This is a genomic window from Amnibacterium sp. (assembly GCF_025463795.1).
Lineage (GTDB): Bacteria > Actinomycetota > Actinomycetes > Actinomycetales > Microbacteriaceae > Amnibacterium.
The window spans coordinates 1-11,440 of sequence record NZ_JAODBE010000198.1 but is presented as its reverse complement, the minus strand read 5'-3'; the positions used below and the strand labels follow the sequence as shown (position 1 = coordinate 11,440).

The following is an 11,440-nucleotide window of genomic DNA, read 5'->3' as shown; positions in this document are numbered from 1 at the left end:
GCGCGCGCGCGAGCGCGGAGGCGAGCGGCAGCCCGAGCCCGGCAGCATCGGCCGCGAGGCCGAGCACGGCGACAGGCTCCTGGCTCTCGGCGAGGTACCGCCACGCGGCCTCCGGCGTCGCGCCGGCGTACAGCAGTGCCGCGAGGCGTTCGGCCGCGACGGCGACCTCGTCGAGATCGGCGGACGGGTGCCTCCTGCGGCGCCAGGGCGGGGTCACGGCAGGTCCACGACCGCCAGCCCGTCGCCGGGGTCCGGCGAGAAGCGGCCGATGCGCTCCACCCGCCGGCGACCGTCGGCGCGGGTGAGGTGCACCACCAGGTCGACCGCCGCGCGCACCTGGCGGCCGAGGGCGTCCGCGCTCAACCCGGCGAGGGCGCCGAGCGCCTCGAGCCGTGCGCCGAGTCCGGCGGTCCCGGTGCTGTGCACCGTGCCCGCTCCCCCGTCGTGGCCGGTGTTCAGGGCGCTGAGCAGCTCGGCGATCTCCGGCCCGCGGCACTCGCCGACGACGAGCCTGTCCGGTCGCATCCGCAGCGCCTCCCTGACCAGCCGCTCGAGCCCGATCGCGCCCGCGCCGTCGGTGTTCGCCTGCCGGGCCTCGAGGCCGACGACGTGCGGATGGTCGACGACCAGCTCCGCGACGTCCTCGACCGTGACGATCCGCTCGGTCGGCGGCGCCTCGGCGAGCAGCGCCGCGAGGAGCGACGTCTTGCCGCTGCCCGCCGGGCCGCAGATGAGCAGGTTGCGTCGTGCGCGCACGGCGGCGCGCAGCACCTGCGCCTCATCGGCGGTGAGCATGCCGGCGGCCTCCAGGTGCGCGAGGCGCCAGGGCGCGGTGCGGGCGATCCGCACGGAGAGCACCGGACCCCCGGTGCTGACGGGCGGGAGCACGGCGTGCGCGCGGCCGATCCCGGCGATCCGGGCATCGACGCACGGGGTCGCATCGTCGAGATGGCGGCCACCCGCCGCCATCACGGCCACGGCGAGCCGCCTCGCCTGCAGCGCATCGAGCGGCGTCCAGCCCCTCGCGGGCAGGAGCCCCGACCCCGCGTCGAGCCAGAGACCGCCGCGGGCATCGACCAGAAGGTCGGTGACGGCGGGGTCGGCGGCGAACGGCGCGAGCGGGCCGAGCACGGCCAGGTGCGGCCGCGCCGGGACCGGGACCGGGACCGGGACCGCCGGATCCTCCGACACGGCGGCCGGGACGGGCGCGACGCCCGGTGGGCCGCCCGCTGCACGCCGCACCGGCACGAAGGGCTCGACCACGCCCGAACGGTACGGTCTCGGCCGTCCCCGACCCGCAGGGCCGGCGCTGCCGCATCCGCAGGCCGGGAGCAGAGGCCTGGGGAGGAGCCGAGGCCGCACCGCCTCGGACCTCACCGTCCGGGAACAGTCCCGGAAAAAGAAGGGGCGGCACCTATTGGGGGGAACAGGTGCCGCCTCAGCAGCGCTCGATTGGGGGGAATCGAAGGGCGCCGCAAGCCAAGCTCTTCACTCGACGAATCCGAGTGTACCCAGTTCGGGGCGCAGTGCAAGCATTCCGACACGGCCTGTCGACGGCGTGTCGCGCGCCGTTGCGGGGATCGGCGGGCAGCGGCCCGGCCTCAGCGGAACTGGACGACGAGCTCGACCTCGACCGGCGATCCGAGCGGAAGGGCGGCGACGCCGACCGCGGAACGGGCGTGGCGGCCGTGCTCGCCGAAGACGTCGACGAGGACCTGCGAGGCGCCGTTGATCACGCGCGGCTGGTCGGTGAAGCCGGGAGCCGACGCGACGAACCCGGTCACCTTCACGACACGGGTGACGCGATCGAGGCCGTCGAGCACGGACGCGACGGCCGCCAGCGCGTTGAGGGCCGCCACCGCCGCGAGATCGGCGGCCTCCTCGACCGCCACGTCGACCCCGAGCACGCCGGTGCGGGCGAGCGCGCCGTCGACGAAGGGCAGCTGCCCGGCCGTGTAGACGAGGTCGCCCGCAACGACCGCGGGCAGGTACGCGCCGGCGGGTGCGGCGACCGCGGGCAGCACGAGGCCGAGCTCCTCCAGCCGGTCCGCGACCGCCATCAGCCCTGCTCCGCCGGCCGCTTCAGGTAGGCCACGAGCCCGCCCTCCGGGCCCTGCACGATCTGCACGAGCTCCCAGCCCTGGGAGCCCCAGGTGTTCAGGATCGCCGTCGTGTTGTGGATCAACAGCGGCGTCGTCGCGTACTCCCACGCGGGCATCGGATGACCTCCGTTTTGGGGGTTGCGGCGCGCCCCGCAGGCGCGGCGAAGCCCGTCCGTACCATCGATCCTATGTCTGCCCGCTCTGGGCGCCCTCGTGGCGCCGCATCCGCCCTGCTCGGAATGCTCGGGGTGGCGGTCGTCGCGGGTCTCATGATCACCGTCGGCGTCGCCCCCGCCATCGCGCTCACCGGCGTCGGTGCCAAGAACGGCATCGGGCTCTTCGAGAACCTGCCGGAAGACCTCAAGATCGTCGACCTGCAGCAGAAGACCGAGATCTACGCGAACTCGCACGGCAAGCCCGTGCAGATCGCCTCGTTCTACAACCAGAACCGCGAAGTCATCCCGTGGAACGAGGTGTCCGCGACGGTGAAGAACGCGACGATCGCCGCCGAGGACGTGCGGTTCTACTCCCACGGCGGCGTCGACCCGACCGGCATCGTGCGCGCCCTCGTCTCCGACGTCGGCGGCGGCGGCCAGCAGGGGGCGTCGACCATCACGCAGCAGTACGTGAAGAACGTCTGCATCCAGGAGGCGGAGCTCAAGCCGACCGAGGCCGAGGTGCAGGCCGCCTACGACCAGTGCACCGGCGGCATCGGTCGCAAGCTGAAGGAGGCGCGGCTCGCGATCGGCCTCGAGAAGAAGTACACGAAGAACCAGATCCTCCTCGGCTACCTCAACATCACCGGCTTCGGCGGTCAGATCTACGGCATCGAGTCCGCGGCGCAGTACTACTTCGGCGTCCACGCCAAGGACCTCACGAACGCGCAGGCCGCGAGCCTCATGGCCATCGTCAACGCCCCGAACGACCTGCGGATCGACGACAAGGCGAACATCGCAGGCAACACGGCGCGGCGCGACTACATCCTCGCGAGCGAGCTGAAGCACAAGATGATCTCGCAGGCGGCGTACGACACCGCCATGAAGACGACCGTCAAGCCGAAGATCACGCCGACCCAGTCCGGGTGCGCGCAGGCGAAGGCCGCCGCCTACTTCTGCGACTACGTGGTGCAGACGGTGGTGCAGAACCCCGCCTTCGGCGCGACGCCCGACGAGCGGTACAACAAGGTCCAGAGCGCGGGCTGGAAGATCTATTCGACGCTCGACCTGGATCTCGAGAACAAGGCGAAGGCGACGATGTCGCGCTACGTGCCGGCGAAGTCGCCGGCCGGCACCGACCTCGCTGGTGCGGCCGTGTCCGTGCAGGTCGGCACCGGCCGGATCCTCTCGATGGTGCAGAGCAAGACCTTCAACGAGGCCAAGTCGAGCGCGAAGCCCGGCTACACGACGACGGCGCTGAACTACAACGTCGACCACCTCTACCACGGCTCCACCTACGGCTTCCAGCCGGGGTCGACCTACAAGCTCTTCACCCTCCTCGACTGGTTGAAGAACGGGCACGGTGTCTACGAGACCGTCAACGGCAACGCCCGCACCCTGCCTGCCGGTGACCTCACCGCATGCGGCAAGCCCGCCGCAGCCTGGCAGGTCGGCAACGACACCGCCGGCGAGGGCGGGATGCAGACCGTCTACCGCGCGACCGCGGCGAGTGTGAACGGCGCCTTCGCGTCGATGGCCGAGAAGCTGGACCTCTGCCAGATCCAGCAGGAGGCGAAGGCGCTCGACGTGCACCGCGGCGACGGGGGCGACACCGGGACGAACCCCTCCTCCATCCTCGGCACGGACACCGTCGCGCCGCTGACGATGGCGACGGCCTACGCCGCGATCGCGAACCAGGGCACGGTCTGCACCGCGACCCCCATCGACAAGATCGTCGGCACGGACGGCAAGCAGGTGAACGTCCCGGCGAGCACGTGCAAGCAGGGTGTGCCGAAGAACATCGCGATCGCCGCCGGCTACACGCTGCACGGCGTCTTCGGCGGGACCGCGGCGGGTGACGAGTCGGGCGTCGGCGGGGCCTTCGGCATGGTGAAGACGGGGACCACGGACAACGCGACGAACACGTGGGAGGTCGGCGGCACCACGAAGACGACCACCGCGGTGTGGGTCGGCAACGTGAACGGCGGCACCAACCTCCGAAACGTGTACAGCTTCCCGAGCTGCGACGGGACCGGGCAGGCGGCGACCTCCCGGCACTGCCTCTGGCAGGAGATCAGCTCCGCGAACGAGGCGAAGTACCCGGGCGACACCACCTGGCCGACCCCGGACGCGCAGTTCCTCTACGGCCAGCGGGTGTCCGTGCCGAGCGTGGCCGGCCTGACGCCGGTCGCCGCCACCGCGACGCTCAAGCAGGCCGGGTTCACGGTGACGACGGGCCAGCCGCAGGCGTCCGACAGGGTCGCCGCCGGTCTCATCGCCGCCACGAACCCCGCCGCCGGCACCCAGGCGACGCCCGGATCCGCGGTCGCGCTGCTGCCGAGCTCCGGTCCGGCTCCGCTGATCCCGAATCCCGGCACGACGCAGGGCACCGGAACTCCGAACGGCGTCCCGAACATCACGGGGCTTCAGGTGCATGACGCACTCGCTCAGCTGACCGCGGTCGGACTTCAGGGGAAGTTCGGCTGGGACAAGATCAAGAGCGGCGACTGCACCGTCCAGGCGCAGTACCCGGCGCCGGGTTCGCCGGCACCGTCGGACGGCACCGTGAAGTTCCTCGTGCACGGCTCGGAGGCGAACTGTCCGGGATAGGCGGACTCGCCCGCGCCGCCGTCGCCGCAGGGACGGCAGCGGCGGCATGGGGCGTGCTCGTGGAGCGCACCCTCTTCACCGTGCGGCGCGCGACGCTGCCGGTGCTGCCCGCCGGGTCGCCCGACCTCACGCTGCTGCACCTCTCGGACCTGCACATGGCGCCGTGGCAGCGGAAGAAGCAGCGCTTCCTCCGGGAGCTCGGCGACCTGCAGCCCGACCTCGTGGTGGACACCGGCGACAACCTGGGGCATCCGCTCGGCCTGCTCGGACTCCGAGCCGCGCTCGAACCCTTCCACGGTGTGCCGGGCGTGCAGGTGCACGGATCGAACGACTACTGGGCGCCGGTGTTCAAGAGCCCGCTCCTCTACTTCAGCGGGCCCTCCGCGCAACCGCCGATGCCGAAGCGCCTCGACACCGCGGCCCTCGACGCCTACTTCGACGAGCTGGGCTGGACGGACCTCAACAACCGCGTCGCCCGCCTGGTCGTGAAGGGCGTGCCGCTCGACCTGATCGGCGTGAACGACCCGCACCGCGAGTACGACCGGCCCGCCGAGCTGACGAGCGGGCTGCGGGGCCTGCGGACCCGGAAGGAACGGGCCGCGCTGACCATCGGCGTCGCGCACGCCCCGTACCGCCGCGTGCTCGACGACTTCACGGACCGGGGCGCTGACCTGCTGCTCGCCGGTCACACCCACGGCGGGCAGGTGTGCGTACCCGGGTTCGGCGCACTCGTCACCAACTGCGACATCCCGCGGCAGCAGGTGAAGGGCGTCAGCCGGTGGCGGACGGCGTCCCGCACCGCGACGCTGAACGTCTCCGCCGGGCTCGGCACCTCGATCTACGCGCCGGTGCGCTTCTCGTGCCGCCCCGAGGTGTCGCTGCTCACCCTCACCGCTCGCTAGTTCCTGCTAGAACTCCTGGTCGGCGCCCGGCTTTGGTCGCATCGCTCATGAGCTGGCCGGGTCCTGTCGATCTTGTACCCAATGTCCTTCTGGCTTCGCTCCCCCGAGTCTGGGCGCGCCGCGAAGTCAGTCCCGAATCGAGGGTCGCGACACGGTGGACAGCCCCTGGGGCCGTGCGGCCGGCCGGTCGGGCCGAGGTCGGTCAGGCGCTGAAGTCCAGAACCTGTTCGGGAGCATGGAACTCGTCCGCCAGTGAGAAGCCGTGGACTCGTTGGACGTGGTCGCGGAACCATCGATTGAATGGCTCGTCCGATTTGCCGAGTGCGGTGAAAGCAGCGCCGAGATCGTCTGCCTCGATGTAGACGATGGCCATATCTCCGGTCGGTGTCGTCTGTATCCACACCTTTTCGCGGGTGATTCCGGCCCGGCGGCGGGCGTCTTCATAGTCGGTCTTGCGCTCGCCGGCCTGGAAAGACGTCATGACGTCCCGGTCGAGTCCGGTCATGCCCGGTAGCAACGGGGTGGCGAAGGCGATCGTCGGCATCGGTTGTTCCTCACTTCTTTGGTGGTGGCGGTCCCCGTCGGGAAACGTTTGGCGTGACAAGTAATAGCCCTCACCCTTTGGCATGTCAAGTACTTCGTCTAGGCTGGACGACGTGAGCGAGGACGAGTCAGTCAGGTGGATGCCGGCGTTCCTCGCCCTGCTGCGTACCCACGCACGGCTGAAGGACCAGCTCGAGCTCGACGTCCGCCGGAACAGCGGGCTCACCGTGGCGCGTTACGACGTTCTCATGCACCTTGACATGGCCGGTGGTCGGCTCCGGCTCAGCGACCTCGCACAAGCCGTGGTCTTGTCTCCGTCTGGGTTGTCGAAGCTGCTCGACCGCATGCAGGACTCCGGTCTCGTCGAGCGACGACCCGATCCCGACGACGCCCGCTCGACGTTCGCGGCCATCACCGCGCACGGCCGCGCCCTAGTGAGGAAGACCCGTCCGCGCCACCACGCATTCCTGCAACACGTCTTCGGCGACGTGCTCGATGATCACGATCTCGCCGACCTCACTCGCATCATGGCCCGACTCGACGCAGGAATACCACGCTGAGGTCCAGTGCGCTCATGATCCGCTCGGCCTGAACGGGAGGAGGCGGTGGTGCACCTCTAGCCTGCGCCGGTCCGGACTAGGGGTGAGGGTCGGTCCTGCGTCAGAACGGTATGACGGCGGCACGTTCCAGTGCGAAGCGCACGAACTCGTCGCGCGAGACACTCCGTACCACCCCGCGCGTCCGTAGCGCCGCCTCGGTGCCGGCTGCGCGAGCGGAGTTCACGCACGTGCCCACCCGCACGTCACTGGGGACGAGCGCATCAACCTGCGCGTTCAAGACGGCCCCGCTTCACACTGTCCTCATCAGCACGGCCCGCCGCCATGTCCATCACCGCTTCCCACCACGCATCGGTCGATTGCGACATGCATCCGTTCTCTCCTTCGGGTCGTTCTGCCGACGGGGGCGCGCGCACTGCTCGCCCTCGCGCACGAGGTCCGATGCCTCGGTTGGCCCGGCTGGATGAAGGGGCGCCTCTGGGAGCGGATGCGCAATGTGCGCGACGATCGACAGACTTCGGTGCCCTGGACGCCCGTGGTGACGGGGCACCGCGGGCGTCCAGCACCCTGTCGTCCTCGCTCAAAGAGGCGACGGACCGGATCGTCCAGAGGTGGGACGTCAGCCGAGGGATGCGCCCGAGAACAGGTCCTTAGTGGAGACGATGCACGTCGCGATCCCGTGCTTCCCGTAGGACGTCGAGCGGGACAGGACCTTGCCCCTGCTGTCGCGGATGGTGCAACTGATCCTGGTGCCGGTCTTCTGGCTCGCCATGATCGAGTAGATGTCGTCCTTGGCGCTGACGTGCTTCGTCCACGGCTCGTGTGCGGACTTGAGCATTCCACTCGATGACGGGGAGCCGGCGTTGGAGAGTTTGGCGGCGCTCCACATGACCATCGCGTGTGTGCCGTTGCCGGTGACGGTGAGTGTGTAGGGCTTCACGCCGGGATGGGTAGCGGTCGCGGTAGCCGCCGAGGCCGCGGCCGTCGGGGCGATGATCAGCGCGGCAGCGATCACGCCGGCGGACAGGGTGGGCAGAACTTTGCGCATGGGGGTGCTCGGATTCCTGGTGGGTGACAGGTGAAGCCCTCGGGTGGGGGCGCGCCACCGTATCGACGCCCGAAGAGGCGACGCGTCCCCCAGTTGGGGGGCCGCTGCCGTGACTACCCCATAGCGCAGCCATCGCCCAGCTGCCGTCTCACCCTGCGCATGGTTACCGACGGCCGGCAGTGCTCCTCGGACTCCACGTCCTCCTGCGTCCACGATGGCGACGGATTGCTTCTGCGGGCGATCCAGGTCGAGGGTGACGCCCGCCCTACCGTTGGCGGAGCCGGTCGGCGTTCGCGGATGACGGCCGCACCCGGGACTGTCGCCTCCTCTGGTCAGGTGCGAGCTCCACGCGCCATTGACCCCTTCCTGGCGTCGTCCTATTGTGCGGAGGCATGGCGGCGCAGAGCGGGGACGGCAGCGGCGGAGTTCTCGCCGAGCTGGACCGGCGGGAGATCGGCAGTCTCTACATCTACCTGGCAGTGCTCGCCACCATCGGCGGGTTCCTGTTCGGATTCGATTCGGCGAACATCGGGTCGGCCCTGGCGTTCCTGCCCTTCAAACTGGGCCCGCTGGGAACGGGCATCGTGGTGGCGGGAGCGTCGCTCGGCTCCTTTGTCGGGGCGCTCGCTGCCGGTCCGCTCGTTGACCGGTTCGGCCGCAAGTCCCTGCTGCTGGTCGACTCGGCGCTGTTCGCGGCGGGCTCGATCGTGTCCGCCTTCGCGCCCGAGGCGATCACCCTGATCATCGGTCGGCTGATCATCGGGCTTGCGATCGGGGCGGACTCCGCGATCGCGACCGCCTACATCGCCGAGTTCGCGCCGAAGAGCCGGCGGGGGTCGCTCTCGATCATCCAGCAGTGGATGATCACGATCGGCATCTTGGCCGCGTACGTCATCGCGGTGGTCATCCTGAAGCTCGCTCCCGACGCGGCGAAGACCGTCGACTGGCGCATCCTGCTCGGCATCGGGTTCGTCCCGGCGGTCATCTCGCTGGTGCTCCGCGCGCGCATGCCTGAGTCGCCGCGGTGGCTGCTCGAGCGGGGGCGCGAGGCCGACGTGGTCACCGCGATGAAGAAGCTCGACATCGAGGTCACCGCGGACGATGTGCACGCCGAGGCGCTGGCCGTGCAGGAGACCCGCGCACGCGCCGAGTCGCGGTCGAACTGGACACCCGCCGTCCGCCGTGCGCTGCTCGTGGTCTGCGTGTTCTTCGTGTTCCAGCAGATCACTGGCATCAACGTCGCGTTCTACTACGGCCCGCACCTGCTGACCCCCTACATCGGGACCGGCGGGGCGATCCAGACGGAGATCTCCGGGGTCATCGCCGCCGGCATCCTCGCTGTCGTGAACGTCGTTGCGACGTACTTTGCGTTCCGGTTCATCGACCGCGTCGGCCGACGCCGCCTCGCCATCGGGGCCTATTCGTTGATGGTCGTCTTCCTGCTGATCGGCGCAGCGGGCACCCAGTTCACGACCGGGACGGCGCGACTCGTCATCATCATGATCTCGTTCGCACTGTTCATCTCCGCGTTCGCCATCGGCATCGGCGGCACGGGCTGGTTGATCCAGGGCGAGGCGTTCCCGACCGCGGTCCGGGGCCGGGCGGCGGCAATCGGCGCAGCGGTCGACTGGCTCGCCAACTACGCGCTGATTCTCGCGTTCCCGATCCTCCAGGCCGGCATCGGCCTCGCCTGGGTGATGGTCATCTTCGCAGCCCTGTGCGCCCTCGGCGCGTTCTTCGTCTACCGCTTCCTGCCCGAAACGAAGGGCCACGGAGCGGAGGAGGTGATCCAGCTCTTCGAAGGACCGGTGAACCTGAAGAGCCCGGGCGAACCCTCCGTCGTGGCGGCCGGTCGGTAGGCGGACGACGTCCCGCTTCGTTCAGTCCAGGTCGTGAGCACCGCGCCCCGGAAGCGCGCCGACACACCTGTCTCAGGGGCATCCGTCGAGCGGACTGGGCGGACACCGACCTCGTCCACACGTCGGCGACGCTATTCGAGGACCCCGACCGGTTCCTCCGCCGCCTCGAGATCGAACGCGAGGAGCTCGACGGCGGCTGATGGGGTGCGCAGGCGAGGGGCGGCCCGATGCGCTTGCATCATGCAAGTGATGCGCGATACGGTCGCGGCGTGCTCGGCAACCGATACGACTCGCAGGTCTGCTCGATCTCGCGCACGCTCGAGGTGTTCGGCGAGCGCTGGACCCTGCTCATCATGCGCAACGCCGCCTTCGCCGGATCCACGCGGTTCGTGGAGTTCCAGCGCAGCCTCGGCATCGCAACGAACGTGCTCACCGCCCGTCTCGCCCATCTGGTCGAGGAGGGCGCGCTCGAACGCGTCGTCGGCGATGACGGCGAGCAGGCGGCGTACCGCCTCACGGAGAAGGGGCACGATCTCGTCCCCGCCCTCATCGCGCTCACCGAGTGGGGCGACCGCTGGGCGTCGCCGAGCGGAGCGCCCGTGCTCTACCGTCACGGACCGGACGACCACCCCGTCCGCACGGCCCTCGTCTGCGACGAGTGCGGGCCGCTGACCGACACGACCGAGATCGAGGCGCTGCCCGGCCCGGGGATGCCCGAGCCGCAGGCTGCCCGGCTGCGGGACCGCCACCGAGCACGCCGCGCGGCGTGACCATCCACATCCACGACTCGACGAAGGAGCACCACGAATGGGACGAGTGATCGTCATCCAGTTCATCACCGTCGACGGGGTCATCGAGGACCCCGCCGGCGCCGACCGCACCGCGTTCGGCGGCTGGGCGATGCGGCACGGGCCCGAAGCGATCGCCGGCGACAAGTTCCGGCTCGGCGAGATCATGTCGACGGGCCGGCTCCTCTTCGGCCGCCGCACCTGGGACCTGTTCAGCACCATGTGGCCGAGGCGGAGCGACCCGTTCTCGCAGGCGATGAACGCCGCCGAGAAGTGGGTCGTCACCCATCGTGACGTCGATCCCGCCGTCTGGGGCAACTCCCACGTCGTCCCCGGAACGGTCACCGACTGGGCTCGGAGCGCCGTCCAGGAGCGCGACCTCGTCGTGATCGGCAGCACCTCCGTCGTCGACGACCTCACCGCCGAGGGGCTGGTCGACGAGTACCGGCTCCTCACCTTCTCGACCGCGGTCGGCGCAGGCCGCCGCCTGTTCGAGGGCCCGTCGGCGCTCACGCTCCTGTCGACAGAGCAGGTCGGCCCGTCGACGCTGAGCATCTACGCCACCCGCCCCTGATCCGGACGGGCCGTTTCGGGCTGAACGGGCGTCCGATGACGCCCACCGACGTCCGAAGTCGCCCGGCCGACCCGTTCCGGTGCGTGCGGCGGAGGGCGGGAGGCGCCGGGTCCGCTATCCTTGTCGAGGCCCGCGCGGCCGTCGCCTTCGCTGCGACGCGCGGTACCGGGGTATAGCGCAGCTTGGTAGCGCGCCTCGTTCGGGACGAGGAGGCCGTGGGTTCGAATCCCGCTACCCCGACCAGCACCCCCGGACCGTTCTGGTCCGGGGGTCTTCGCATCCGCCCGCGGATGCCTGCGGAC

The 11,440-nt window shown here is 70.3% G+C and carries 12 protein-coding genes and 1 tRNA gene; 7 read left to right on the top strand and 6 right to left on the bottom strand.

Translation table 11 applies throughout. The features are described from left to right. From JWQ92_RS16305 to JWQ92_RS16290, 4 genes are all read right to left on the bottom strand, one after another. The coding region (locus JWQ92_RS16305) for a hypothetical protein (protein WP_297345515.1) at positions 1 to 217 on the bottom strand (217 nt) is incomplete at its 3' end. Continuing rightward, a complete protein-coding gene (locus tag JWQ92_RS16300; RefSeq protein ID WP_297345514.1) occupies positions 214 to 1,263 on the bottom strand; it encodes a CpaF family protein in 1,050 nt (349 codons plus the stop codon). The genes JWQ92_RS16300 and JWQ92_RS16305, both read right to left, overlap by 4 nt. Before the next feature lie 338 nt (positions 1,264 to 1,601). Next, on the bottom strand, positions 1,602 to 2,060 hold the full coding sequence (locus tag JWQ92_RS16295) for a RidA family protein (protein WP_297345513.1): 459 nt from the start codon (positions 2,058 to 2,060) through the stop codon (positions 1,602 to 1,604). After that, the gene (locus JWQ92_RS16290) at positions 2,060 to 2,218 is read right to left on the bottom strand and encodes a hypothetical protein (protein ID WP_297345512.1); all 159 of its coding nucleotides are present in this window, start codon (positions 2,216 to 2,218) and stop codon (positions 2,060 to 2,062) included. Before JWQ92_RS16290 ends, JWQ92_RS16295 begins: the two co-directional genes overlap by 1 nt. Before the next feature lie 72 nt (positions 2,219 to 2,290). Between JWQ92_RS16290 and JWQ92_RS16285 the strand changes: the two genes are divergently transcribed. Both JWQ92_RS16285 and JWQ92_RS16280 read left to right on the top strand, forming a co-directional pair. After that, the gene (locus tag JWQ92_RS16285; protein WP_297345511.1) at positions 2,291 to 4,867 is read left to right on the top strand and encodes a transglycosylase domain-containing protein; all 2,577 of its coding nucleotides are present in this window, start codon (positions 2,291 to 2,293) and stop codon (positions 4,865 to 4,867) included. A 59-nt stretch (positions 4,868 to 4,926) separates the two neighbouring features. After that, positions 4,927 to 5,769, top strand: a complete 843-nt coding sequence (locus tag JWQ92_RS16280) for a metallophosphoesterase (protein WP_367276755.1) — start codon at positions 4,927 to 4,929, stop codon at positions 5,767 to 5,769. Positions 5,770 to 5,971: 202 nt separating this feature from the next. On the opposite strand, the gene JWQ92_RS16275 is transcribed toward JWQ92_RS16280, so the two are convergent. Beyond that, on the bottom strand, positions 5,972 to 6,313 hold the full coding sequence (locus JWQ92_RS16275) for a hypothetical protein (RefSeq protein ID WP_297345510.1): 342 nt from the start codon (positions 6,311 to 6,313) through the stop codon (positions 5,972 to 5,974). Positions 6,314 to 6,452: 139 nt separating this feature from the next. Here JWQ92_RS16275 and JWQ92_RS16270 point away from each other — a divergent pair, with 139 nt between their 5' ends. Continuing rightward, positions 6,453 to 6,872, top strand: coding sequence for a MarR family transcriptional regulator (locus JWQ92_RS16270; protein ID WP_297345509.1), 420 nt, complete (start codon positions 6,453 to 6,455; stop codon positions 6,870 to 6,872). Positions 6,873 to 7,488: 616 nt separating this feature from the next. Here the strand turns inward: JWQ92_RS16270 and JWQ92_RS16265 are convergent. Next, positions 7,489 to 7,917, bottom strand: a complete 429-nt coding sequence (locus JWQ92_RS16265) for a hypothetical protein (protein WP_297345508.1) — start codon at positions 7,915 to 7,917, stop codon at positions 7,489 to 7,491. Positions 7,918 to 8,309: 392 nt separating this feature from the next. On the opposite strand from JWQ92_RS16265, the gene JWQ92_RS16260 reads away from it, so the two are divergent. From JWQ92_RS16260 to JWQ92_RS16245, 4 genes are all read left to right on the top strand, one after another. Then, positions 8,310 to 9,776: a sugar porter family MFS transporter gene (locus JWQ92_RS16260; RefSeq protein ID WP_297345507.1), complete on the top strand. Its 1,467-nt coding sequence runs from the start codon at positions 8,310 to 8,312 to the stop codon at positions 9,774 to 9,776. 269 nt (positions 9,777 to 10,045) lie between these two features. Next, positions 10,046 to 10,546 (top strand): helix-turn-helix domain-containing protein, encoded by a 501-nt coding sequence (locus JWQ92_RS16255; protein ID WP_297345506.1) that lies wholly within the window; start codon positions 10,046 to 10,048, stop codon positions 10,544 to 10,546. 37 nt (positions 10,547 to 10,583) lie between these two features. Further along, the gene (locus tag JWQ92_RS16250) at positions 10,584 to 11,138 is read left to right on the top strand and encodes a dihydrofolate reductase family protein (RefSeq protein WP_297345505.1); all 555 of its coding nucleotides are present in this window, start codon (positions 10,584 to 10,586) and stop codon (positions 11,136 to 11,138) included. Positions 11,139 to 11,304: 166 nt separating this feature from the next. Beyond that, positions 11,305 to 11,381, top strand: a tRNA-Pro gene (locus JWQ92_RS16245). The last annotated feature ends 59 nt before the right edge of the window (positions 11,382 to 11,440 follow it).